26 protein-coding genes and 1 pseudogene are annotated in these 24,054 nt (G+C 64.7%); 14 read left to right on the top strand and 13 right to left on the bottom strand.

Annotated elements, in window-relative coordinates:
- The first annotated feature begins 124 nt into the window (after positions 1-124).
- The gene (locus ACFTOW_RS16000; RefSeq protein WP_379917503.1) at positions 125-1,669 is read left to right on the top strand and encodes a cation:proton antiporter domain-containing protein; all 1,545 of its coding nucleotides are present in this window, start codon (positions 125-127) and stop codon (positions 1,667-1,669) included.
- A gap of 6 nt (positions 1,670-1,675) precedes the next feature.
- Here ACFTOW_RS16000 and ACFTOW_RS15995 read toward each other — a convergent pair whose 3' ends face one another.
- Positions 1,676-2,233, bottom strand: a complete 558-nt coding sequence (locus tag ACFTOW_RS15995) for a 5-formyltetrahydrofolate cyclo-ligase (protein ID WP_379917501.1) — start codon at positions 2,231-2,233, stop codon at positions 1,676-1,678.
- Positions 2,230-3,624, bottom strand: a complete 1,395-nt coding sequence (mgtE, locus tag ACFTOW_RS15990) for a magnesium transporter (RefSeq protein WP_379917499.1) — start codon at positions 3,622-3,624, stop codon at positions 2,230-2,232. Before mgtE ends, ACFTOW_RS15995 begins: the two co-directional genes overlap by 4 nt.
- A gap of 132 nt (positions 3,625-3,756) precedes the next feature.
- Between mgtE and guaD the strand changes: the two genes are divergently transcribed.
- The 3 genes from guaD to rpmG all read left to right on the top strand — a co-directional run bounded on the left by guaD (position 3,757) and on the right by rpmG (position 6,096).
- Positions 3,757-5,055, top strand: coding sequence for a guanine deaminase (gene guaD / locus ACFTOW_RS15985; RefSeq protein ID WP_379917497.1), 1,299 nt, complete (start codon positions 3,757-3,759; stop codon positions 5,053-5,055).
- A gap of 50 nt (positions 5,056-5,105) precedes the next feature.
- On the top strand, positions 5,106-5,807 hold the full coding sequence (locus ACFTOW_RS15980; protein ID WP_379917495.1) for a DUF533 domain-containing protein: 702 nt from the start codon (positions 5,106-5,108) through the stop codon (positions 5,805-5,807).
- Between the two features lie 121 nt (positions 5,808-5,928).
- The gene (gene rpmG, locus ACFTOW_RS15975; RefSeq protein WP_024811021.1) at positions 5,929-6,096 is read left to right on the top strand and encodes a 50S ribosomal protein L33; all 168 of its coding nucleotides are present in this window, start codon (positions 5,929-5,931) and stop codon (positions 6,094-6,096) included.
- A gap of 154 nt (positions 6,097-6,250) precedes the next feature.
- Here rpmG and ACFTOW_RS15970 read toward each other — a convergent pair whose 3' ends face one another.
- A complete protein-coding gene (locus tag ACFTOW_RS15970) occupies positions 6,251-6,991 on the bottom strand; it encodes a Bax inhibitor-1/YccA family protein (protein ID WP_379917492.1) in 741 nt (246 codons plus the stop codon).
- Positions 6,992-7,112: 121 nt separating this feature from the next.
- Complete coding sequence (locus ACFTOW_RS15965) at positions 7,113-7,331, bottom strand: DUF1127 domain-containing protein (RefSeq protein WP_379917490.1); 219 nt, start codon at positions 7,329-7,331, stop codon at positions 7,113-7,115.
- A gap of 115 nt (positions 7,332-7,446) precedes the next feature.
- On the opposite strand from ACFTOW_RS15965, the gene ACFTOW_RS15960 reads away from it, so the two are divergent.
- Positions 7,447-8,328, top strand: coding sequence for a LysR family transcriptional regulator (locus ACFTOW_RS15960; RefSeq protein WP_379917488.1), 882 nt, complete (start codon positions 7,447-7,449; stop codon positions 8,326-8,328).
- Here the strand turns inward: ACFTOW_RS15960 and ACFTOW_RS15955 are convergent.
- Positions 8,318-9,274 carry an NADPH:quinone oxidoreductase family protein gene (locus ACFTOW_RS15955; RefSeq protein WP_379917533.1) on the bottom strand — a complete coding sequence of 319 codons (957 nt, stop codon included), beginning with the start codon at positions 9,272-9,274 and terminating at the stop codon, positions 8,318-8,320. The genes ACFTOW_RS15960 and ACFTOW_RS15955 overlap by 11 nt on opposite strands.
- Before the next feature lie 261 nt (positions 9,275-9,535).
- Between ACFTOW_RS15955 and ACFTOW_RS15950 the strand changes: the two genes are divergently transcribed.
- From ACFTOW_RS15950 to ACFTOW_RS15940, 3 genes and pseudogenes are all read left to right on the top strand, one after another.
- Positions 9,536-9,907, top strand: a complete 372-nt coding sequence (locus ACFTOW_RS15950; protein ID WP_379917485.1) for a helix-turn-helix domain-containing protein — start codon at positions 9,536-9,538, stop codon at positions 9,905-9,907.
- Between the two features lie 55 nt (positions 9,908-9,962).
- On the top strand, positions 9,963-10,757 hold the full coding sequence (gene hisN / locus ACFTOW_RS15945; protein WP_379917483.1) for a histidinol-phosphatase: 795 nt from the start codon (positions 9,963-9,965) through the stop codon (positions 10,755-10,757).
- An 83-nt stretch (positions 10,758-10,840) separates the two neighbouring features.
- Positions 10,841-11,110, top strand: a pseudogene (locus ACFTOW_RS15940) (8-oxoguanine deaminase); the annotation flags it as partial.
- A 144-nt stretch (positions 11,111-11,254) separates the two neighbouring features.
- Here the strand turns inward: ACFTOW_RS15940 and ACFTOW_RS15935 are convergent.
- Positions 11,255-12,130: a 3-hydroxybutyryl-CoA dehydrogenase gene (locus ACFTOW_RS15935; RefSeq protein ID WP_379917481.1), complete on the bottom strand. Its 876-nt coding sequence runs from the start codon at positions 12,128-12,130 to the stop codon at positions 11,255-11,257.
- A 165-nt stretch (positions 12,131-12,295) separates the two neighbouring features.
- On the opposite strand from ACFTOW_RS15935, the gene ACFTOW_RS15930 reads away from it, so the two are divergent.
- Positions 12,296-13,117, top strand: a complete 822-nt coding sequence (locus ACFTOW_RS15930; protein ID WP_379917479.1) for a DUF6473 family protein — start codon at positions 12,296-12,298, stop codon at positions 13,115-13,117.
- A 54-nt stretch (positions 13,118-13,171) separates the two neighbouring features.
- Here the strand turns inward: ACFTOW_RS15930 and ACFTOW_RS15925 are convergent, their stop codons facing one another.
- The 6 genes from ACFTOW_RS15925 to ACFTOW_RS15900 form a co-directional block, all read right to left on the bottom strand.
- Entirely contained in the window at positions 13,172-14,098 is a 927-nt protein-coding gene (locus ACFTOW_RS15925) for an electron transfer flavoprotein subunit alpha/FixB family protein (RefSeq protein ID WP_379917476.1), read from the bottom strand.
- The gene (locus ACFTOW_RS15920; protein ID WP_379917474.1) at positions 14,098-14,856 is read right to left on the bottom strand and encodes an electron transfer flavoprotein subunit beta/FixA family protein; all 759 of its coding nucleotides are present in this window, start codon (positions 14,854-14,856) and stop codon (positions 14,098-14,100) included. Before ACFTOW_RS15920 ends, ACFTOW_RS15925 begins: the two co-directional genes overlap by 1 nt.
- A gap of 210 nt (positions 14,857-15,066) precedes the next feature.
- Positions 15,067-15,639, bottom strand: a complete 573-nt coding sequence (locus ACFTOW_RS15915) for a cob(I)yrinic acid a,c-diamide adenosyltransferase (protein ID WP_379917472.1) — start codon at positions 15,637-15,639, stop codon at positions 15,067-15,069.
- Positions 15,639-15,845 (bottom strand): twin transmembrane helix small protein, encoded by a 207-nt coding sequence (locus ACFTOW_RS15910; protein ID WP_379917469.1) that lies wholly within the window; start codon positions 15,843-15,845, stop codon positions 15,639-15,641. Before ACFTOW_RS15910 ends, ACFTOW_RS15915 begins: the two co-directional genes overlap by 1 nt.
- Positions 15,846-15,915: 70 nt before the next feature.
- Entirely contained in the window at positions 15,916-16,743 is an 828-nt protein-coding gene (locus tag ACFTOW_RS15905) for an SDR family NAD(P)-dependent oxidoreductase (protein ID WP_379917467.1), read from the bottom strand.
- A gap of 35 nt (positions 16,744-16,778) precedes the next feature.
- Positions 16,779-17,312 (bottom strand): SH3 domain-containing protein, encoded by a 534-nt coding sequence (locus ACFTOW_RS15900; protein ID WP_379917465.1) that lies wholly within the window; start codon positions 17,310-17,312, stop codon positions 16,779-16,781.
- 153 nt (positions 17,313-17,465) lie between these two features.
- Between ACFTOW_RS15900 and ACFTOW_RS15895 the strand changes: the two genes are divergently transcribed.
- From ACFTOW_RS15895 to ACFTOW_RS15885, 3 genes are all read left to right on the top strand, one after another.
- Positions 17,466-19,889 (top strand): DNA topoisomerase IV subunit A, encoded by a 2,424-nt coding sequence (locus tag ACFTOW_RS15895; protein WP_379917463.1) that lies wholly within the window; start codon positions 17,466-17,468, stop codon positions 19,887-19,889.
- A gap of 70 nt (positions 19,890-19,959) precedes the next feature.
- Positions 19,960-21,156 carry a DUF898 family protein gene (locus ACFTOW_RS15890; RefSeq protein ID WP_379917461.1) on the top strand — a complete coding sequence of 399 codons (1,197 nt, stop codon included), beginning with the start codon at positions 19,960-19,962 and terminating at the stop codon, positions 21,154-21,156.
- Positions 21,128-22,279 carry a M48 family metallopeptidase gene (locus ACFTOW_RS15885; protein WP_379917459.1) on the top strand — a complete coding sequence of 384 codons (1,152 nt, stop codon included), beginning with the start codon at positions 21,128-21,130 and terminating at the stop codon, positions 22,277-22,279. The genes ACFTOW_RS15890 and ACFTOW_RS15885 overlap by 29 nt, the downstream gene beginning before the upstream one ends.
- Before the next feature lie 82 nt (positions 22,280-22,361).
- Here ACFTOW_RS15885 and ACFTOW_RS15880 read toward each other — a convergent pair whose 3' ends face one another.
- Entirely contained in the window at positions 22,362-23,060 is a 699-nt protein-coding gene (locus ACFTOW_RS15880) for a hypothetical protein (RefSeq protein ID WP_379917457.1), read from the bottom strand.
- A gap of 205 nt (positions 23,061-23,265) precedes the next feature.
- Here ACFTOW_RS15880 and ACFTOW_RS15875 point away from each other — a divergent pair, with 205 nt between their 5' ends.
- Both ACFTOW_RS15875 and ACFTOW_RS15870 read left to right on the top strand, forming a co-directional pair.
- Positions 23,266-23,871 (top strand): hypothetical protein, encoded by a 606-nt coding sequence (locus ACFTOW_RS15875; protein ID WP_379917455.1) that lies wholly within the window; start codon positions 23,266-23,268, stop codon positions 23,869-23,871.
- Positions 23,872-23,971: 100 nt separating this feature from the next.
- A partial coding sequence (locus ACFTOW_RS15870) for a GTP-binding protein (protein ID WP_236549664.1) occupies positions 23,972-24,054 on the top strand: 83 nt, incomplete at its 3' end.

The raw sequence follows: 24,054 nt of genomic DNA, 5'->3' as shown, positions 1-24,054 counted from the left end.
CACCCCTCAGGATCGGCGTGCCCGTTTGGCCACAAATGGCCGGGCTTGCGCGTGGCTCCCCTTGATCCTTGTGCTGACAGGCGGATGAGATAAGGGATGCCGGAGCAGACCAGAGGGCGCGACCATGTTCGAAGTGATCACCATCAGTTTCGCGTTCTTTTTCGGGCTGTTGGTGCGCCAGGTCGGCCTGCCGCCGCTTGTCGGTTTCCTGGCCGCTGGCTTTGCCGTCAACATCTTCGGGCCGCCGCTGGGGCTGCCGTCCTATACCGGCGAGACGCTGGAGCATATTGCGCATCTGGGCGTGCTGATGCTCTTGTTCACCGTTGGTCTGAAACTCAAGCTTGCGCAGATCGCCCAGCCGCAGGTGATCGGCGGCGCGCTGCTGCATTTCGCGATCAGCACAAGTGTCTTCACGCTTGGCCTCAAGCTGTTCATGGCGCTCGACTGGAACACTGCGCTGTTGCTGGGGATCGCGCTGTCGTTTTCTTCCACGGTTCTGGCCGCCAAGCTGCTGGAAACCAAGCGCGAGCTGGGGGCGTTTCACGGGCGCACGGCCATCGGCATCCTGATCGTGCAGGATATCATTGCCCTTGTGGTGCTGGCGGTGTGGTCGGGGCAGACACCGAACATCTGGGCGCTTCTTGTGTTCGGTCTGCCGCTGCTGCGTCCCGCGCTGCACCGGCTGCTTGATCTGGCCGGGCATGACGAACTGCTGGTGCTGATGGGCATGATGCTGTCGCTGGTGATCGGCGGCATGGGGTTCGAGGCGATGGGCCTGTCCTCGGAAATCGGTGCGCTGGTGATGGGCGTCCTGCTGTCGACCCATGGCCGCGCCAAGGAACTTGGCGAGTCGCTGTGGTCGCTCAAGGAGATTTTCCTTGTCGGCTTCTTCCTCCAGATCGGCCTGACCGGATTGCCCGATTGGGGCGCCTTTGCCTTTGCTGTTGCGGTCGGGCTTGCCCTGTCTCTCAAGGGGCTGTTGTTCTTTGCCCTGCTTGTCGCCTTCAAGCTCAGGGCGCGCAGCGCGTTTCTGAGCGCGCTCAGCCTGACGGCCTATTCGGAATTCGGGCTGATCGTGGCGGCGGGCGTGCTGCCCGAGTACCTGGTGCCGCTGGCGCTTGCCGTGTCGATCTCGTTTGTGATTTCCGCCCCGCTCAACCGTTTTGCCCATCCGCTGTATGAACGCTTTGAAAACCGGTTGCGCGCGTTCGAGCGCGACACCATGCATCCCGACGAGCAGCCCACGGAAATCGGCGATGTCGATGTGCTGATCTTTGGTATGGGGCGCACCGGAACCGCTGCGTATCAGTATCTTGCAGAACAGGATTTCAAGCTGCTGGGGCTGGACGCCGACACCTACAAGGCCAAGGCCCATGTCGAGGCCGGGCGCAACGTGATGTTCGCGGATGCCGAGGACAGCAATTTCTGGAGCGGCTGCAACATCGGCGGTATCAAGGCGGTGATCCTGGCGATGGACGATATCGAGGCCAAGCTGATCGCCGCCCGCAGCCTGCGCAAGCGCGGCTTTACCGGGCCAGTCATTTCGCACGCGATGCACGACTCGCATCGGCAGCAGATCATCGATGCCGGGGCGGATTTCACCTATCTGACGATGTCCCAGGCCGGGGTCGGCCTTGCCGAGCGTACCGCCAAGGCGTTGGAAACCTGACGCGGATTACGCGCAGGTCATCACGCCCTTCTCGGTCACCACCATGTCCAGCGGCTGATCTGTGGGTTCCAGCGGCAGGTCGGCGTCTTCCTGTGCGGCAAAGGCAAAGCCGATGGCCAGCACCGGGCCGCGCGCGCGCAGCCCCTGCAAGGTGCGGTCATAGAACCCGCCGCCATAGCCCAAGCGCCCGCCGCTGCGCGAGAACGCCACCAGCGGCACGATCAGGATCTCGGGCACCAGCCAGTCCTGCGACACCGGCACCCGCGCACCGAACGGGCCATCCTGCATGGCGCAATCGGGCTGCCATCGGGCAAACTGCAACGGCTGGCCCCTGGCCATGATCACCGGCACGGCGACGGGGCCGTGGGCGGCAGCCTCGGCCATGGCGGGCAGGGGGTCAATTTCCGTGCGCATCGGCATGTAGCCCGCCAAAGGCACACCACGATAGCCCGCCAGAACCCCCGACAGATGCGCCGCCTGGCCCACGGGCCGCGCATCGAACGCCGCCTTGCGTCGGGCAAAGGCTGCGGCCCGTGCGGCGGCCTTTTGCGCCTCATGGCTCACAGCAGCACCACCGTGGCAAGCCCGAGGAACGCGAAGAAGCCGACCACGTCGGTCACCGTCGTCACGAACGGCCCCGACGCCAGCGCCGGGTCGATCTTGGCGCGGTCCAGAGCCATCGGGATCACGATGCCCCCCAGCGCCGCCGCGACCTGCGTGAAGAGCATCGCCAGACCGATCACCGCCGCCAGCATCGGCACCCCGAACCACACCGCCGTGACCCCGGCCATGATCAGCCCGAACAGCGCGCCGTTGATGGCACCCACCGCCACCTCGCGCCAGACCACGCGCAGGGCGTTCTGCGCCGTCAGGTCGCGGGTGGCCAGCGACCGCACCGCCACCGTCATCGTCTGGGTGCCCGCGTTGCCCCCCATCGAGGCGACGATGGGCATCAGCACCGCCAGCGCCACAAGCTGATCGATCGCGTCGGCGAAATTTTCGATCACGAAAGACGCAAGGATCGCGGTCAACAGGTTCACGAACAGCCATGTCGCCCGGCCCTTGGCGGCCTCGATGATGGTATCCGACAGCGAGGATTCATCGCTCACACCCGCAAGGCGCAGGATGTCCTCCTCGTGTTCCTCGTCCAGCACGGCCATGGCATCGTCGATGGTGATCTGGCCGACAAGCCGCCCGTTCTCATCCACCACCGGCGCGGAAATCAGGTGATACTGGTTGAACGCATAGGCAACATCGCCTTCGTACTGATCGACTGGAATGACCTTGAAGATCTCTTCGGTGATATCGCCCAGCTTCACATCCCGGCGCGAGCGCATGATCTTGCCCAGCGTGACATTGCCCACCGGATGCATGCGCGGATCGACGAGAACCACGTGATAGAACTGGTCGGGCAGGCCGTCATGGCTGCGCAGATAGTCGATCGCGTCGCCCACGGTCCAATGCTCGGGCGCGGCCACCACCTCGCGCTGCATCAGGCGACCGGCGGAATAGTCCGGATAGCTCAGCGCCTGCGCGACGGCGACACGGTCGGGTTCTTCCAGCGCGCCCAGAATCGCCTCTTGCTGGGGCTCGTCCAGATCCTCCAGCAGGTCGACCACATCGTCGCTGTCCAACTCGCGCACGGCATCGGCCAGAACCGCGGGCGTCAGCAGGCCGATCACCTCTTCGCGGATCGACTCGTCAAGTTCCGACAGGATGTCGCCGTCAAACTCGTGACCATAGAGCGCGATCAGCCGGCGGCGGTCGTAGGTGTTGATCTGTTCCAGAAGGTCGGCGATGTCGGCCGCGTGCAGCGGCTCCATCAGCGCGGTCAACTGCGCGGCGTCGCCGATGTCTACGGCATACAGGATCGCCGCGACCGTCTTTTTCTCAAGCAGATAGCTGCTCTCGTCGGTCTCGGGGCGCTCTTCGGTCTGGATGTCGTCGTCGGTCATGCGCGCCCCCTTGCCAATCACTAGGGTCATATCTGATCGCGGGGTGGCAAAACAATGCTCGGCGGCACTTTTCGTCCGCATGTCGGCACAGTAACGTCGGCACGGCACAAGGGAACGGCATCGGAGGACGCCATGGGCGACACAACACTGCTGCTGGGCCAGACGCTGGGGTTTGACGGCGATCCCTTTGCCGATGGTCCTGCGGCCGCACGCCACCACACGCACGGCGGCGTGCTGATCCGCGATGGCCGGATCGCTGATGTGGGCGATGGTGCCACCCTGCGGGCAGATCACCCGGATGCCCGCGTGATCGACCACGGCGCGGCACTGATTTCGCCCGGCTTCGTCGATGCGCATGTGCACTATCCGCAAACGGCGATCATCGCCAGTTGGGGCAAACGGCTGATCGACTGGCTGAACAGCTATACCTTTCCCGAAGAGGCGCGCTTTGCCGATCCCGACCATGCCGCCATGATCGCAGCGCGCTATCTGGATCTGGTGCTGGCCAATGGCACCACGACCGTGGCCAGCTACTGCACCATCCATCCCGCCAGCGTCGAGGCGCTCTTTACCGCCGCGCAGGCGCGCGGCATGCGGGTGGCGGCGGGCAAGACCTGCATGGACCGCAACGCGCCCGACGATCTGCGCGACACCGCGCAATCGGCCTATGACGACAGCCGCGCCCTGCTGCGCAAGTGGCACGGGGTTGACCGGCTGTCCTATGTCATCACGCCGCGATTCTCGCCCACCTCCTCGCCCGATCAGTTGCAGGCGCTTGGCGCGCTCTGGGCCGAGCATCCCGACTGCCTGATGCAGACACATCTGAGCGAGCAGGTCGATGAAATCGCCTGGGTCCGCTCGCTTTACCCGCAGGCGCGCGATTATCTCGATACCTACGAGGCGCATGGCCTGCTGGGCGCGAATGGCCTTTATGGTCACGCCATCCACCTTGAGCCGCGCGAGAGGGAGCGGCTGGCCGAGGTGGATGCCGCGCTGATCCATTGTCCGACCTCGAACACCTTCATCGGGTCGGGCCTGTTCGACATGGCCGGGCTGATGGCGCAGGGGCAGCGCATCGGGCTGGCCACGGATACTGGCGGCGGCAGCAGCTTTTCCATGCTGCGCACGATGGCCGCGGCCTATGAGGTCGGGCAGTTGCGCGGCCACGCCCTGCATCCGGCGCAGCTGTGGTGGCTGGCGACTGCCGGATCGGCCCGCGCGTTGCGGATGGGCGACCGCATCGGCACGCTTGCCCCGGGGTTCGAGGCGGATCTGACCGTGATCGACCTGGCCTCGACCCCGGCCATCGCGCAACGCGCAGCGCAGGCGGATGATCTGTGGCAGGCGCTGTTTCCGACCATCATGATGGGCGACGACCGCGCCATCGCCGCCACCTATGTGGCCGGTCGCCCGGTCGCGTCTGTCAAGTGACTGTCGCGCAGGATGTGTTAGTCTGACCAGACTCAAGGGAGGGTTCGACAATGAGCTTCGTCAAGACACTGGCCACGCTGGCCGTCGGGTTTGCCGCTGCGCGCGGTGTTCAGAAAATGGGCGGCATGGCCGGTCTGAAAGACGCCATGCGCAAGGCCGGTGATCCCGGCGGCATGGCCGACCAGATGGGCGGGCTGGCGCAAAAGATGGGCCTGCCTGTCCAGCAGGACCAGATGCGCGAGATGTTCACCCGTTTTGGCACCCAGGCCGCCAGCGCCACCGAGGCGACCGAGGCCGGGCTGGGCACCCTGATGGGGGCCATGACCAGCGCCGCCAGCACCGGGGCCAAGGGCATGGGCGACATGATGGAGGCGCTAACCAAGGACACCCCCATCGGCGCCACGACCGAGGCGAATGCTCGCCTGATGATCCGCGCGATGGTGCAGGCCGCCAAGGCGGATGGACAGATCGACGACGAAGAACGCCGCAAGATCCTTGATCATCTGGGTGACGCCAGCGAGGATGAGATCGCCTTTGTCGAGGCCGCGCTCGATGCGCCTGCCGACCCGGCGGCGCTTGCCGCCGACACCGGCGATGCGATGCGCGCGCAGGTCTATTCCGCCTCGCTCATGGCGATCTCGGTGGATACCGAGGCCGAGCGCACGTATCTGCGCAATCTGGCGCAGGCGCTTCAGCTTGACGATGCGGTGGTGGCCGATCTGCACCGGGGCATGAATCGCCCGCCGTTGTGACATCGGCCTGCGAATTTGCGCCCGCGCGGGGTTTGCCTGTTGACTCTGGGCCTGCCCTCGGTAAAAGGCGGGCTTCAAAGGTTTTCACGGGCGGCCCTCCGCCCTGTGCAGGAGAGCGACAATGGCGAAGCCGACCACAATCAAGATCCGCCTGAACTCGAGCGCGGGCACCGGGCACTTCTACGTGACCAAGAAGAACGCGCGCACCATGACCGAAAAGATGACCGTTCGTAAATTCGACCCGGTCGTGCGCAAGCATGTCGAGTACAAGGAAGGCAAGATCAAGTAAGATCGCCTGACCCGGATAAGATCAACGCCGCGCGGCCCCGGGCCTGCGCGGCGTTTTTCTTTTGTCGGGATGCCTGCAATACGCTTTCCGTTCTGACACGAAAAAAGGGCCGGTCAGATGACCGGCCCTTGCGCATGACTGGGTGACCGAAAGGTTATTCGCGGTTGCCCAGAAGTTGCAGCAGGAACATGAACATGTTGATGAAGTCCAGATACAGGCGCAGCGCACCCATGATCGCGGACTTGCCCAACCATTCGCTGTCGCCATGCTGCGCATGGGCCAGATACTCGTTCTTGATGTCCTGCGTGTCATAGGCGGTCAGACCGGCAAAGATCAGCACACCCAAGATCGAGATCGCAAACATGATCGCGGGCGATCCCAGGAAGATGTTGATGATCGATGCCACGATCAGGCCGATCACGCCCATGATCAGGAACGACCCCCAGCCCGAGATGTCCTTTTTCGTGGTGTAGCCCCACAGCGACAGCCCGGCAAAGGCGATCGAGGTCACCAGAAACACCTGCGCGATGGAGAAGCCGGTGAAGGCAACGAAGATCCACGACAGGCTCAGACCCATGACAGACGCGAAAGCGTAGAAGAACAGTTGCGCGCCAGCCGCCGACAGACGGTTGATCGCCGCGCCAAAGCCGAAGGCCATGGCCAGCGGGGCGAACATGATGATCCACCCCAGAATGTTCGGCGACAGTGTCACCGGATCGCGGAACACCGACAGCAACTGCGGGCTGGTGCCCACGGCCCATGCCACGGCGAATGTCAGCAGCATGCCTATGGACATGGTGCCATAGACTTTGTTCATATGGGCGCGAAGCCCTTCGTCCACCGCAGCGGCCGAGCGTGTGCCCGTTGCCGTACGGATCGTGTTGTATTCAGCCATCAAAGCCTCCGATGCTAGACCTTTTAACCCGGCTTGCCCGGGTCTTGGCACAAATATCGGTAAGGCGGTGGCACGTTTCAAGTCTTTTGCGCGCCATTCATGAGAATTCTGCTCATGTTTGTCAGCGTTCTGCGTGCGACCAATGCCCGGGCGCGTCCCAGAGCGGGCGGCGGGCCTCTGCCAGCGCGGCATCGCGGGTCAGCCCGATGTCTTCCAGGGCGGCGTCATCCAGCCGTGCCAGCCTTTGGCGCTGCCGGTGCAGGGCCAGCAGGGCCGCAAGACCGGGCCGGGGCAGGGCAGGGAAACGGGGGAAGATACGGGCGAGCGAGAGCGAGGACATTTCTTTACCTTTCGTGATACTGTCTGCGTGTTCTATCAATTCTGTTGAACAGATAGGAAATCCGCGCTAATTTGTGAAACGAATGTTTTTGACCCAATGCATCAGGTATCGTGATATGAGAAATATGGATGTCACCACGCTGCGCTCTTTCGTCGCCGTGGCCGATCTGGGCGGGGTGACGCGCGCCGCGACCCATCTGAACCTGACCCAATCGGCTGTGTCGATGCAGCTCAAGCGGCTGGAAGAACTGCTGGGCCTGTCGCTGTTCGACCGCACGGGCCGGCGCATCGCGCTCAGCCCCGGGGGCGAGCAGTTGCTGACCTATGCCCGCCGCATGGTCGAGCTGAATGATTCGGTGATGGCCCGCCTGACCGACCGGGTGTTCGAGGGCGAGATCACCCTGGGTGTGCCGGTCGATATCGTCTACCCGGCGATCCCGCGCGTGCTGCAACTGTTCAACGCCGAGTTTCCGCGCATGAAGGTGCAACTGGTGTCGTCCTTCACCACGCAGCTCAAGGCAAAATTCGCACGCGGCGAGATGGATGTGATCCTGACCACCGAGGACATGCTGAGCGAGGGCGGCGAGACCCTGTCGATGATCCCGCTGCGCTGGGTCGGTGCCCCCGAAGGCAGCGTCTGGCGGCAACGCCCGTTGCGTCTGGCATTCTGCCGCTACTGCGGTTTCCGTCAGGGTGCGTTGCGCAAGCTGGACGCTGCAGGCATCCCGTGGGAAATGGCCGTCGAATCCGAATCCGACCGCACGATCGAGGCGACGGTCAGCGCCGATCTGGGCATCACCGCGATACTGGAAGGCCACGCGCCCGCGCATCTGTCCTATGTGCCGCAGGGAACGGGCCTGCCCGACCTGGGGCTGCAGATGATCAACCTCTATGCCGCGCCCTCGGGCAACGAGGTGACGGACCGGCTGTGCGCCATGCTGCGGCAGGCCTTCGACGCCCCCGCCGCCGTGGCGGCCCCGCGTCTGGTTACGGCGTGATCACCACCTTGCCGGTGGATTTGCGGGTGCGCAGCAGGTCCAGCCCCTCGCGCGCCTGCGCCAGCGGCAGGGTATGGCTGACATGGGGGCGCAAGCGCCCCTCCTGATACCAGCCCAGCAGCGTGCGCAGACTGTCTGTCACCACGTCGGGGCGGAATTTCAGATAGCCGCCCCAATAGACGCCCAGCACGCTCAGGTTCTTGACCAGCAGGTGGTTGGCAGGGATCTGTGGCACCTCGCCGCTGGCAAAGCCGATGGGCAGTAGCCGCGCCTCGGGCCGGGCGGCACGAAATGCCGCCTGCCACTGATCGCCGCCCACAGGATCATAAACCACATCCGCCCCGCCCAGATCCTTGACCCGGGCACGAATATCCTCGGAGGCGTCGATCAGGTGGTCGGCCCCGGCCTGCCGCGCGGCCTCCAGCTTGTCGGCCCCGCGCGCGCAGGCGATGACCCGTGCGCCCATCAGCTTGCCGACCTCGACCGCGGTCAGGCCCACACCACCTGCCGCCCCCAGCACCAGCAGGGTCTCGCCGGGCTGCATCCGCGCGCGATGGTCCAGCGCCAGATGGCTGGTGCCATAGGCGATCTGGAACGCGGCGGCCTCGGCGGCGCTCATGCCGTCGGGCAGGGAAACCGCGCGCGCGGCAGGAAAACAGCCATACTCGGCCAGCCCGCCCTGACCGCCGAACACCGCCACCCGCGTGCCCACCGCTGGGCCGGACACATCCGGCCCAGCCGAGTCGACAACCCCCGCAACCTCCATCCCCAGGATGAACGGCGCCTCGGGCGTATCCTGGTATTTGCCCTGCTCCATCAGCAGATCGGCAAAATTCAGCCCACAAGCCTCGATTCGCACCCGGATCTCGCCGCGTGCCGGTTCGGGCACCGGACACTCCGTCAATTCGGCGGGTTTTCCGGCATTGAACACCTGAAAGGCGCGCATTTGCGTCTCCTGCATGAAAGTCTGCGCAAGATGGAAAAAGCGACCCGCGCTGTCAAATCCCCAAATTATGGGTGAATCACCCATAAAGTGTGTCTCAAAGGTATAGGGTCGCCTTCAGCGCGTATAAAAAGCATTGATAAAACGGTCGGAAATGCGCCATTATTGCACTTGGGGGTGAGAGGCTGGGATCGCCATTTATTTATGGTTGTGTGCGGTGGCCCATCCGTCTTGCAATTTTTCGATGCAACGGAGAACGCGAAAATGGCACATCCAGTAGATGTCCACGTCGGTAAACGCATTCGTCAGCGGCGCTGGCTGGTCGGCATGACCCAGCAGCAACTGGCCGAAAGCGTCGGTATCAAGTTCCAGCAGATCCAGAAATACGAAACCGGGGCCAACCGCGTCAGCGCGTCGCGCCTGTGGGATATCGCCGAGGCGCTTGAGGTCGAGGTCAGCTTTTTCTTCGACGGGCTGAACGCGGCCCCGCCCGAAGGCGGCACGCCGCAGGACATGCCCCATGACCTGATGGGCGACAAGGAGGCGATGGATCTTGTGCGCTCCTACTACGCCATTCCCGAAAACCAGCGCCGCCGCCTGTTCGATCTGGCACGCGTGCTGTCCGACGTGGCTTGAGAGCGCGATCGCGCTGCGGTAGGGCGGGGCGACCTGCCCACCGGAGCGCCGCGCGATGACTGACACGACCGATATCATTGAAACCGCCCATGCGATGGCCGATGCGGCGCGCAGGGCGGTTTTGCCGTTCTTCCGCGCGGCGGACCTGCTGACCGACAACAAGGATCAGTCCGGGTTCGACCCGGTGACCGAAGGCGACCGCGCCACCGAACGCGCCATGCGCGAGGTGCTGGCTGCCCGCCGTCCCGATGACGCGGTGATCGGCGAGGAATACGGTGCCACCACCGGCACCAGTGGCATCACATGGGTGCTGGACCCGATCGACGGCACGCGCGGCTTCTTGTCGGGCACACCCACATGGGGGGTGCTGATTGCCGCCGAACGGGACGGCGCGCCGGTGTTCGGCATCATCGACCAGCCCTACATCGGCGAGCGGTTCTGCGGCGGTCTGGGGCAGGCCTCCATGACCGGCCCTCATGGCAATCGCCCTCTGTGCGTGCGCGGCGACCGCCCGCTGGATCAGTCGATCCTGTTCACCACCTTCCCCGAGGTCGGCACACCGGCCGATGCAGCCGCCTTTCGCGCGGTCGCCGATCAGGTGCGCCTCACCCGCTATGGCATTGATTGCTATGCCTATGCCCTGCTGGCTGCAGGCCAGATCGACCTGGTGATCGAGGCCGGCCTGTCCAACTACGACATTCAGGCCCCCATCGCCGTGATCGAGGCTGCGGGCGGCATCGTCACCGACTGGCAGGGCGGCCCGGCGCATCAGGGCGGGCGCGTCATCGCCGCTGCGGGTCGGCAACAGCACGCCGCCGCGCTGGACATCCTGTCGCGCCACGCCTCTTGATGGGGGGGCACCGTCGCGCGCTAACTGGTCCTGTGTGTCTCCTGACCATGGATGATGACCGCCGCGATCTGGCGGGGGCCGACGCCACGCGCGGTGGGGCCGACATCCTTGGCCGCCCCGACTGGGACCGCCTCGCGCCGGGCAAACGCGCCGATATCGCGATCTGGGACACCACCGGCATCGAAAGTGCCGGCAGTTGGGGCGCAGCCGCCCTGCTGCTGGCCGGGCCGACGTGGGTGAGGCACCTGTTTGTCGAGGGCCGCCAAGTGGTGCAGGACGCCCGGATCACCACCATCGACCTGCCGCGCCTGATAGAGCGGCAAAACGCCCTGACCCGCGCACTGACGCCTTGATTTCCCCTTTCCACAAATATCCCAGAGGGTCTGGGGGACAGCGTCCCCCAGCGCTCTCGTCCTGCACTGGCGTAGGGTGGGTGCCAACCCACCTTGGGCATCGACAGACCTGCAAGGGTGGGTTGGCACCCACCCTACGGCGCCTCAGCGCGTGGGCACCGGCACCTCGCCGCGATAATCGTAGAACCCGCGCTGCGTTTTGCGGCCCAGCCACCCGGCCTCGACATATTTCGTCAACAGAGGGCAGGGGCGATATTTCGTGTCGGCCAGCCCGTCATGCAGCACGTTCATGATCGCAAGACAGGTGTCCAGCCCGATGAAATCGGCCAGTTCCAGTGGCCCCATCGGGTGATTGGCCCCCAGCTTCATCGATTCGTCGATCGACCGCACGTTGCCCACCCCTTCATACAGGGTATAGACCGCCTCGTTGATCATCGGCATCAGGATGCGGTTGACGATGAAGGCCGGGAAATCCTCGGCCGAGGCGGCGGTCTTGCCGATCTTTTCCACCACCTTCAGGCAGGCGTCATAGGTCTCTTCATCCGTCGCGATCCCGCGGATCAGCTCGACAAGCTGCATCACCGGCACCGGGTTCATGAAGTGAAACCCCATGAATTTTTCAGGCCGGTCCGTGCGCGTGGCCAGCCGCGTGATCGAGATCGACGAGGTGTTCGAGGTCAGGATCGTGTGCGGCTTGAGATGCGGCAGCAGATCTTCGAAAATCGCCTGCTTGACGGTTTCGCGTTCGGTCGCGGCCTCGATGATCAGATCGCTTGGCCCCAGATCGGTCAGGGTCAGCGTCGTTCTGATCCGCCCCATGGCAGCGTCTTTTTCGTCCTGGCTGATCTTTTCGCGGCTGACCTGCCGGGTCAGGTTCTTGTCGATCAGCGCCACGGCGGCGTCCAGCGCATCCTGGCTGATATCGGTCATCAGCACGTCAAAGCCTGCCAGCGCCATAACATGGGCGATGCCGTTGCCCATCTGCCCTGCGCCCACCACGCCGATGGTCTTGATCTCCATGTCCCGCCTCCCAATGCCGTTTGCCTGCACAATAGGCATGGCCGCCGCCCTGCTGCAAGGGGCGCGGGCGACCGCGCAATTTGCCGCGAATGCGCGGATTAAGCGTTTGGCAATCCGTTTGGCCGAATCTGGTGCCGGGTGAGAACAAACAAGGTGGTGGGAACCATGTCCTTTCAGGTGCCGGGGCCGCAGGGCCTCGATTACAAACCGTGTCGCTATGGCACATCGCGGCTGAGCTTCCGGGGACCGGCGCGATTGCTTGATAAACGCTATATCGCCTTTCTGGGCACGACCGAGACCTATGGCAAATACATCCCCCGGCCCTTTCCGGCGTTGACCGAGGATCTGCTGGGCACGCCCTGCGTCAACCTGGGGTTCGTGAATGCCGGTCATGATCTGTACATCAACGACCCCGTGGTGATGGAAATCGCGGGCGAGGCGCGGATCAGCGTTGTGCAGATCGGCGGCGCGCACAACCTGTCCAACCGCTTCTACACCGTGCATCCGCGCCGCAATGACAGGTTCCTGCGCGCCTCGCGCCTGATGCACCAGATATTCCGCGACGTGGATTTCACCGATTTCGCCTTTACCCGGCACATGCTGGAAAGCCTGCACCGATTTGCGCCCGACAGGTTCGCCTTGCTGCGCGAAGAGCTGCAAGAGGCGTGGATCGCCCGCACCCGCCTGCTGGCCGACCGCCTGGGCGGGCGGGTGATCCTGCTGTGGTTCGCCGATCATCCGCCGCCCGACGGATCACCCGCACAGGGGCTTGGCCCCGATCCGCTTTTCATCGAAGGCGCGATGATCGACGCGCTGCGCCGCAATGTGGCCGAGGTTGTCACCGTCACGATCAGCACCGACACCCATAGCCGCGAAGGCATGGTGGTGCCGCCGGGCGAAGAACCCGCCGCCGCCGACATGCCCGGCCCCGCCGCCCATCTTGAGGCGGCAAGGGCGCTGGCCCCCGTGCTGCGCGACCACCTGTAACACGCAAAAGGCCCGCCGGTCGGGCGGGCCTTTCGACAGATCAGGCGGGACGCCTTACAGCTTCTCGGTCAGCTCGGGCAGGGCCTCGAACAGGTCGGCGACAAGACCGTAATCGGCCACCTGGAAAATCGGCGCCTCTTCGTCCTTGTTGATCGCCACGATGATCTTGGAATCCTTCATCCCCGCAAGGTGCTGGATCGCGCCCGAGATACCGACGGCGATATATAGGTCAGGCGCGACCACCTTGCCAGTCTGGCCCACCTGCCAGTCGTTCGGGGCAAAGCCCGAATCGACCGCCGCGCGGGAGGCGCCGACGGCGGCGCCCAGCTTGTCGGCGAGTTTCTCGATCAGCGCGAAATCGTCCTGGCTGCCGACACCGCGGCCACCCGACACCACGACACCCGCGCTGGTCAGATCGGGGCGGTCGCTTTCGGCCACCTTGTCCTCGACCCATTCGCTCAGCCCCGAGGCCTTGGCCCCGTCGACGGTTTCCACCGGCGCGGAATTGCCCGTGCCCGCCGCGTCAAAGCTGGCGGTGCGGACCGAGATCACCTTGGTCGCATCGCCCGATTTCACGGTCTGCAGCGCGTTGCCGGCATAGACCGGACGCTCGAACGTGTCGGCATCGACGATGGCCGACACATCGGTCAGCATCATCACGTCCAGCAGGGCCGCCACGCGCGGCAGAACGTTCTTGGCATCGGTCGTGGCCGGCGCCACGATATGCGAATAGTCGCCAGCCAGCGACACGATCAGATCGGCGGTCGCCTCGGCCAGTCGATGACCCAGCGCCGCATCCTCGGCCACCAGAACCCGTGCCACGCCGTCGATCGTGGCGGCCTCCTTGGCGGCATCGGCGGCCGACGCACCGGCACACAGCACGGTCACGTCGCCCAGGGCCTTGGCCGCGTTCACCGCCTTGGCGGTGGCATCCATCGACAATTCGCCGTTGTTGACTTCGGCAAGCAGCAGAACAGCCATCACACCGCCCCCTTTTCCTTGAGTTTCGCCACCAGCTCGTCAACCGAGCCGACCATTTCACCCGCCGCGCGCTCGGGCGGCTCGGCGGTCTTGACCACAGTCAGCCTTGGCGCGACGTCGACGCCGAAATCCTCGGCGGTCTTTTCATCCATCGGCTTTTTCTTGGCCTTCATGATGTTGGGCAGCGACGCGTAACGCGGCTCGTTCAGGCGCAGATCGACCGTGACCACGGTGGGCATCTTGACCTTGATGGTCTGCAAGCCGCCATCGACCTCGCGGGTGACAACGGCGCTGTCGCCGTCAATCGCCAGTTCGCTGGCGAAGGTGGCCTGCGACCAGCCCAGCAGGGCCGACAGCATCTGGCCGGTGGCGTTCATGTCGTTGTCGATCGACTGCTTGCCGCAGATCACCAGCCCCGGCTGCTCCTCCTCGACGATCTTGGCAAGGATCTTGGCGACCGAAAGCGGCTCGATGTCCTGGTGCACGTCATCGGCGGCGATGACCAGAATAGCGCGATCCGCGCCCATGGCCAGCGCGGTGCGCAGGGTTTCCTGCGCCTGCTTGACGCCGATGGACACGGCGATGACTTCGTCTACCACGCCTTTTTCCTTCAGGCGGATCGCCTCTTCGACGGCGATTTCGTCGAAGGGGTTCATCGACATCTTGACGTTGGCGAGATCGACACCGCTGCCATCCGCCTTGACGCGGACCTTCACGTTGTAGTCGATCACGCGCTTCACAGGCACGAGTACCTTCATCTGCGTGGTCTCCCTTACAAGTTGCGAGGCCCGCACGCGCGGGCCTTCAGAGTATTCTCTGGGCGTTGATATAATCTTGTGACCGCAGGCAACAGGGCAAAATCGTCACGTCAGCCGCCTGCGACGTCGCGTTTTGGGCAATTTGCGGGATGACGGCGCCGCTCGTCGCCGCCTGCGGCGCCGACATCGCCCCGCCCGCCATCCCGTTTCTCAACGGTTTGCGCCCGGCACCCACAGCACATCGTCCTTGCCGTCGTTGTTGGCCATCCGTGCCGCAACGAAGAACCAGTCCGACAGCCGGTTGAGGTATTTCACCGCGTCGTGGTTGATCGCCTCCATCGTCGCCAGCTCCACCGCCAGCCGCTCGGCCCGGCGCGCCACGGTGCGGCAGACATGCAGATGCGCTGCCAGCGCGGCCCCGCCGGGCAGGATGAAGCTGCGCAGCGGTTCAAGCTGGGCGTTCATCGCGTCGATCTCGGATTCCAGCCGCGCAACCTGTTCGGGGATCATGCGCAGCGGCGGATACTCGCGCTCGGCATCCTTGTACATGTCGGGCGTGCACATGTCGGCACCCAGATCGAACAGGTCGTTCTGGATCCGCTCAAGCGCGGCATCGGTATCGCCCGAGGCATGCAGCCGCGCGACGCCCACGAACGAGTTCAGCTCGTCCGAGGTGCCATAGGTCGCCACCCGCAGCGCATGCTTGGCCACCCGCGCGCCGTTGCCCAGCGCGGTCTCGCCGTCGTCGCCGGTTTTAGTGTAGATCTTGTTCAGAACGACCATCAGCCGCGCCCTCCGCTTAACCAGACGAACAGCAGGATCAGCACGACCGCCGCGAATTGCGCCACGATGCGCAGCTTCATCATCCGGTTCGATTTCTTGGCGGCCTCCATCGTGCCCTTGCCGAAATTCGAAATCCCCAGGATCAGGATCGCCACGACCACCAGGCAGGCGGCGGCGGCGATGTAGAACAGCGGGTCGTCCCTCATCTTGTGTATCGTCCCTTTTTCATCCGTTGCCCCTAAGTAGGCGTGCAGGGTCCAAAAGCGAACCGTAAATTCACCCCTTGGCCAGAATCCAGTCCAGCGCGCGGGTCGGCAGCACGCGGCGCAGCGTGGCCATGATATAGGTGGGCGTGGTCACGAGATAGCGCGCGCGCGGATTTGGCGCCTCGAGCGCGCGGATCAGCTTGGCCGTCACCGCGCCGGGGGGCAGTTCAAACCGGTCCGGGGCGCGATCCTGATACAGCCGGGTCAGCAGTTTGGCCTGATACTGATCGGCGCGCGGGCTGTTTTCCCAGTCGATCCAGCGTTCGAAATGCGGGATCGAATTGGCCCGGATGCGCGATGTCACCGGCCCCGGCACGATCAGGATCACCTTGATGGGCGTGTCGCGCATCTCGATCCGCAGGGTGTCGGTCAGGCCCTCCAGCGCGAATTTGCTGGCATTATAGGCGGCTCGCCAAGGGGCGGCCACCAGCCCCAGCACCGAAGAACAGTTGACGATCCGCCCGTGGCCCTGCGCGCGCATCACCGGGATCACCCGCGTGGTCAGGTCGTGCCAGCCAAAGACATTCGCCTCGAACATCGCGCGCAACGCGTCGCGTGGCAGATCCTCGGCCGCACCGGGGCAGGCATAGGCCCCGTTGTTGTACAGCGCGTCTAGCGTGCCACCCGTCGCCGCCAGAACCCGGTCCAGCGCGGCGGCGATGCTTTCTGGGTCGGTGTAATCCAGTTGCACCGCCTCGAACCCCTCGGCCGCCAGCCAGTCGACGTCGGCGTGCTGGCGACAGGCGGCAAACACCCGCCAGCCATGCGCGCGCAGACCATGCGCCGCGTCATAGCCTATGCCGCTGGAACTGCCGGTGATCAGGATGGATTTGCTCATGCGCCGTTACTGCGCAAAACGGCGCGGTTTGGCAATCACTCCGCTGCGGCGGTCACAAGGCTGTCGGCCATCCAGCCGATCCGCCCGTTCTCGACGACCCGCAGCTTCAGCCATCCCGCGCCGTTGCCGCCGACAACCTCGACCGGCTCGCCCCGGCGCAGCTTTTGCAGCACGCTGAACTGCGTGCCCGGCCCGTTGCGCATGTTCACCACGCTGCCCGCGATCTGGCGCAGGTCTTTTTGCGGTTCCGCTTCGGGCTGCTCGGCCGCCGCGGGAACGACGCGCGCCTGTTCGAAAACGGGTTTCACGCGCCCGGGTGCGGCAATGCTGGGCAAGCGGACGTTGACGCGCGGCAATTCGGACAGGTCCAGCGACGCGCGCGACACGTCCTGCGCATCCGTCACGGGCTGAACCCTGGCCAGGCCCATCGCGGCAGGTTCGGGCGCGCGAAACGGGGTGAACGCCTCGGCCTGAAGCGACCCCGGGCTTGGCGCATAATCCGCGCCACCGCTCAATTCATAAAATCCCCAGCCCATCAAGACAAAGCTGATCAAAATAAGTCGCCACATACCGACCCCCCCCGGGTTTCAACACACATTACCAACGCTAAAAAATAAGCAGGCGTTCCTTATACACGATTCGCCCGCAGGCCACGCGGGAAATCCCGTCGAATTTATGCCAAACCGCTTTACGCAGATTCACCTGCCGTCTATCAGCAGGGCATGACCGATATGACAGACGATCCCAAGGGCGGCCTGCCTGCCACGTCCGAACCGCTGCGCCGTGCCATCGGTGACCGGTATCTGACCTATGCGCTGTCCACGATCATGCACCGCGCGCTGCCCGATGCGCGTGACGGTCTGAAACCCGTGCACCGCCGGATCCTGTATGCGATGAGCCGCCTGCGCCTGTCGCCCAGTGGCAAGTTCCTGAAATCGGCCAAGATCGCCGGCGACACGATGGGCGATTTCCACCCTCACGGCGATGCCGCGATCTATGACGCGATGGCGCGTCTGGCGCAGGATTTCGCCATGCGTTACCGGCTGGTGGACGGGCAGGGCAATTTCGGCAACATCGACGGCGACAACCCCGCCGCCAGCCGCTACACCGAGGCGCGGATGACCGTGATGGCCGAGGCGCTGCTTGAAGGTCTGGACGAGAACGCCGTCGATTTTCGCCCAAATTACGATGGCCGCCTGACCGAACCGATGGTGCTGCCCGCCGCCTATCCCAACCTGCTGGCCAACGGCTCGTCCGGGATCGCCGTGGGCATGGCGACTAACATCCCGCCGCACAACATAGACGAGCTGATCAGCGCCTGCCTGCACCTGATCAAATCGCCCGACGCACGCGATGAAACCCTGCTGCAATTCGTGCCCGGCCCCGATTTTCCCACCGGCGGCGTGGTTGTCGAGCCGCCCGAGAGCATCGCCGAGGCCTATCGCACCGGGCGCGGCGCGTTCCGCCTGCGCAGCACATGGGGCACCGAGGATCTGGGGCGCGGCCAGTGGCAGATCGTCGTCACCGAAATCCCCTATCAGGTGCAGAAATCCAAGCTGATCGAAAAACTGGCCGAGCTGATCCAGACCAAGAAGGTGCCGATTCTGGCCGATGTGCGCGACGAATCCGCCGATGACATCCGCATCGTGCTGGAACCGCGCTCAAAGAACGTCGAGCCTGATGTGCTGATGAACATGCTGTTCCGCAATTCCGATCTGGAAACGCGGTTCAGCCTGAACATGAACGTGCTGATCGACGGGGTGACGCCCAAGGTGTGCAGCCTCAAGGAAGTGCTGCGCGCCTTCCTCGATCACCGGCGCGAGGTTCTGATGCGCCGCGCCCGGCACCGACTGGCCAAGATCGACCACCGGCTCGAGGTGCTTGAAGGGCTGATGATCGCCTTTCTGAATCTCGACCGGGTGATCGACATCATCCGCTACGACGACGACCCCAAGCTGGCCCTGATGTTCGAGGATTGGTCGGCCCCGCATCAATCCACCATCCCGCGCGCCACCTCCGAGGCCGATTATGCCTCGCCCCTGACCGGGGTGGATACCGCCGCGCTGGTGATGGTGGCCGATCCCGCCGCCGTGATGCCCGAGGGCCTGTCCGAGGACGAGGATGCAGGAAGCACGCCCCACCGAATCGCGGGGCGCGACGCCGGCCTGTCCGATGTGCAGGCCGAGGCGATCCTGAACATCCGCCTGCGGTCGTTGCGCCGCCTTGAAGAGATGGAGCTGCGCGCCGAGCAGGACCGCCTGATGGCCGAACGCGCCGGGATCATGGACCTGCTGGAAGACGACAGCCTGCAATGGGCCCGCGTGGCCGAGCAGCTGCGCGAGGTGCGCAAGCAGTTCGGCGCGAAATCCAAGGGCGGCGCGCGTCGCACCCAGCTTGCGCAGGCAGCCGAGGTCGAGGATGTGCCGATCGAGGCGATGATCGACCGCGAGCCGATCACCGTGGTGTGCAGCCAGATGGGCTGGATCCGCGCCATGACCGGCCATATCGACCTGACCCGCGAACTGAAATTCAAGGACGGCGACGGCCCGCGTTTCGTCTTTCACGCCGAAACCACCGACAAGCTGCTGGTATTCGGCTCCAATGGCCGGTTCTACACCGTGCAGGCCGCCACCCTGCCGGGCGGGCGCGGCATGGGCGAGCCGCTGCGCCTGATGGTCGATCTGCCGAACGAGGCCGAGATCGTCGATATCTTCATCCACCGCCCCGGTGCCCGGCTGCTGGTCGCCTCCAGCGCCGGTGACGGTTTCATCGTCCCCGAGGACGAGGTGATCGCCCAGACCCGCAGCGGCAAGCAGGTGCTGAACGTGCGCGCCGACACCCGCGCTCGCGTCTGCAAGCGCGTCGATGGCGATGCCGTGGCCGTGGTGGGCGACAACCGCAAGGTTCTGATATTCGCGCTGGACGAACTGCCCGAGATGACGCGCGGCAAGGGAGTGCGGTTGCAGAAGTACAAGGATGGCGGGCTGTCCGACGCCCGCACCTTCACCATGGCCAATGGTCTGTCATGGCTGGACCCGGCGGGGCGCACCCGCACCGAAACCGCGCTGGATGAATGGGTGGGCAAGCGCGCAGGCACCGGCCGCATGGCCCCGCGCGGTTTTCCAAGGGACAACAGGTTCAACTGAAGGCACGTCACAGTCGTGCCAGATTGATCTGTGATTTTGTAACCCGAAGGCATTTTGAAAAGGGCGTGTCATGAGTGAGATCAGAACCGCAAACGTGCAATACACCGGTGCCAAGGGGCCGATCTTCAACCTGTCGTTTCAGGTGGCCGCGCTGACGCTGATCACCTTCGGCATCTACCGGTTCTGGGGCAAGACGCGCATCCGCAAGTATATCTGGTCCTCGACCCTGGTCGATGGCGACCGGTTCGAATACACCGGCACGGGGCTCGAAAAATTCCTCGGCTTCCTGATCGCCGTGGTGTTTCTGGCCATCTACCTGGGCCTGATCCAGATCGTTCTGACCTTTCTGGGCCTGTCCCTGCTGACCGAAGCACGCTCGAACGAAGACATCGCCAGGCAGGCGATTGCGATCAACCTGTCGCTTCTGTCGGTGGTGCCCTTCCTCTTTTTCGCGATCTACCGCGCACGGCGCTACCGCATGGCGCGCACCCGCTGGCGCGGCATCCGGTTCGGCATGGACAAGGGCGCCTGGGGCTATGTCTGGCGCGCGATCGGGCATTACCTGCTGACCTTCGTGACGCTTGGCGCGCTGCTGCCGCGCATGACGTTTCATCTGGAAAAATACATGGCCGACCGCACCTGGTTCGGGGATGAGCGGGTGACCCAGAGCGGCAAGTGGACCGACCTGTACGGCGCGATGAAACACATCTTCATCGGGCTGGGCCTGATCCTTCTGGGGGCCGCCCTGGCCGTTGCCCTGGGCAGCGAGGCGCCGGGCGGCGCGCTGGGCTTTGTCGGCTATGTCTGGTTCATGCTCGGCTTCCTGTACTACCGCGTCCACAGCTTCGGCTATCTTTCAAGCCACAAGAAGCTGGGAGAGCGTGTGGCGTTTTCCTCAAGCCCGCAGGCCGGCACGGTCCTGCGCATCTATATCGTCGGCGGGCTGCTGATCGGCGTGGTGCTGGCCGTCTTTGGCGGGGTTGCTGGCATCGTCGCCATGGGCCTGACCCAGGCCATCATGGAGGGCAACCCGGCAGCCATGGGCCCGCTGGTGCCGGTCCTGCTGGCGGTCAGCTATATCGCGCTGATCCTCGTGCTGGGCGCGATGGTCACCGCGCTGATCACCCAGCCGGTGATCGCGCATTATGCCTCGACCCTGCAGGTGCACAATGTCGATGCGCTGGATGCGATCCGGCAACGCGCCGCCGACACCGGGGCCGATGCCGAAGGGTTCGCCGATGCGCTGGATATCGGCGGCGCGATCTGACGCGATGCAGGGGCAGGGCACGTTCTTTGACGGCCAGACCGCCAGCCGCCACGCGGTGCAGGTGGCCCTGTCGCCCGACCGTCAAGCGCTGCTGATCACGAGCGACACGCTGCCCGATGCGCTGCGCTGGCCGCTGGCCGACCTGCGCGCCCTGTCCGAGCATACACAGACCGGCGATCTGGTGCTGACCCGGCACATGGACACCGACGACGAATCCCCCCGCGACCCCGCGCGGCTGGTGCTGCGCGATCCGGCGCTGATCGACTGGATCGTGAAAACCCGGCCCTCCTTGCGCAAATCCGACCTGCGGCGCGGCACCGGCCGGCGCATCCTGCGCAATGGCGCTCTGGCGGTGGGCGCGCTGGCGCTGATGCTGCTGGTGATCCTGCCGGGGCTGGCAGGCACGCTGGCCCGCATCATGCCGGTCGAGACCGAAGAGCGCTTTGGCCGCGCAGCCGTAGGCCAGATGCAGCGGTTCCTGAGCTTTTCAGGTGCCCAGGTGCAGGAATGCACCGACCCTGCGGGCCGTGCGGCGCTGGATGCGATGGTGGCGCGGCTGACGGCAGGGCAGGACATCCCTTACGACCTCAAGGTGTTGGTCTTCGATCACCCCATGCTCAACGCCTTTGCCGCGCCGGGCGGATACGTGGTGCTGATCCGCGGCCTGATCGAACAGGCCGACGGCCCCGATGCCGTCGCCGCCGTTCTGGCGCACGAGATCGGCCATGTCGCGAACCGCGACGCCACCCGCAACGCCCTGCGCGCGGCAGGATCGGCCGGTATCCTGTCGCTGATCCTTGGCGATGTGGCGGGCGGCGCGGTGCTGGTGGCGGTGGCCGACCAGATGCTCAACAGCGCCTATTCCCGCCGCGCCGAGGAAACCGCCGACGCCTATGCCATCGCCATGCTGAACGCCGCCGACATCAGCACAGCAGGCTTCGGGGCGTTCTTCGACACGCTGGCCGGACAGGAGGGCGGCCTGTCCCTGCCCGAATACCTCTCTACCCACCCGGCCACCGCCGACCGCGCCGCCAATGCCCGCGCCAATGCCGAAGGGCAGGGCGCAACCACCCCGGCGCTGACCGACCGGCAATGGCAGGCGCTGCGGCAGATCTGCGAATGAGGCGTCGGCGCGACTGGCACTGATCAGACGGCTGCCGGGTCTTGTGCCCTTGCCCCGCCGATCCCGGACCCGGTCAGCGGCGTCAGTTGCCTGACGACCGTTGCGCGCGCTCCAGTTTCGTCTCGCGAAACACATCGGGCGAAAACGGCTCTTCGCGGCACATGAAGATATCCAGCGTCGCTTCCTGGGTCACATCATACTGAACCTGTTTCACATCGAACGTGGCGGCATTGCCGGACTTGTCCAGCGTCGGAAGCTGGTTGACGGAAAAGGCGCGATGCTCGGTCAGGCGCACGGGCGTATCCCCGTCCAGAACATAGCTGAAACAGATGGCGGTGATCGGTTTGTCGCTCTGATCCATCACGGTCTCGAACGGTGGAATCAGGTAGACATCGAAGTTCGAGTATTTGGCCCCGTTTTCGTCATACAGCACCGTCGCCATCTCGCGGATCGGACGCGACGTGACATTTTCGAAGCGCATCTGGATCAAGGGGGTGCCCCGCGACGGGGTGCCGAACACCTGCACCTCGAAACGCGGACGGCTGGCAACGCTTTCGGCCAGTTGGGTAGTCGCCTGCGCGGTCACTGCCCCGTCCCGGGAAATGGACTCCAGTTGCTGGCTTGCCGCCTCCATGTGTTGGGTCAGCCGCGCCAGATAGGCACCGGCCTGTTCCGGAAAGATCAGCGCATAGATCGCGGTGCCGAAGGCAATCACAGTGGTCGTTTTCGCCATAAAGGACAGCACAGGTATCCTCAGCATCAGCGCAGTCAGTTTCTTCACCCGGCAACCCCATCCGACAAAACCACAGAGTTCTTTCTGTTCCAACGGTTTACCCCGCAAGCTTCAAAACCGTCAACGGGCATGTCGCAGGGCTGTCCGCCACCCCGCGCGATCCTGTCGCGCCAGGGTGCTGGCTGGCTGCCGCGACCCGTCAGGGCCTGCGGCAGATTGCGCCCAAGGGGCGGCTGGGCTAGGACAGGGGCACATGACCCTGGGGGACGACCGGATGATGAAAGCACTTGCGCTGATCGCGGGCCTGTTGGCGCTGACCGCCTGCACCAATGCCAACGACCTGTCCGATCCGCCCGTCGATCTGGGGGATTTCAATCTCAGCCACCGGATCGTGGTGGCCCCGAACCTGACCAAGGGGCCTTTGTCGCGCGAAGCCAGCGTCGAGGAATGGCAAGCCGCGATGACCAAGGCCATCGGCGAGCGGTTCGACCGCTACGAGGGCGACAGGCTCTATCATTTCGGTGTCTCGGTTGAAGGCTACGTTCTGGCCCAGCCCGGCATCCCGATCGTGGCCAACCCCAAATCCATCGTGATCTTCAACCTGACGGTCTGGGATGACGCCGCCGGCAAGAAGCTGAACGAAAAGGTCGAGCAGATCACCGTCTTCGAAAGCCTGTCGGGCGAAACCCTGCTCAGTTCCGGCCTGACCCAGACCCGCGAACAGCAGATCGAGATCCTCAGCCGCAATGCCGCCAAGATGATCCAGAACTATCTGGTGCGGATGCAGCGCGAAAAGGGCTGGTTCGGCGGCACGCCCGTGGCAGACTCCGCGCCCGAGGTCACTGCGACCGAGGGATGACCCATCGGCGCTTGATTTTCCCGGCCCAAGCCAATAAACGGCGCGCGGAGTATGAACCGGGCCAAGGCGTGCCCCCAAAACTGCGAGGCGTCAGAGACGGATGGCAAAGGCAAAGTTTGAACGTAACAAGCCGCATGTGAACATCGGCACGATCGGTCACGTTGACCACGGCAAGACGACGCT

It is taken from the genome of Lacimonas salitolerans (assembly GCF_042677865.1).
Taxonomy (GTDB): Bacteria; Pseudomonadota; Alphaproteobacteria; order Rhodobacterales; family Rhodobacteraceae; genus Lutimaribacter; species Lutimaribacter salitolerans.
The sequence above is the reverse complement of the archived record's forward strand: the minus strand, read 5'-3'. Positions and strand labels throughout refer to the sequence as shown.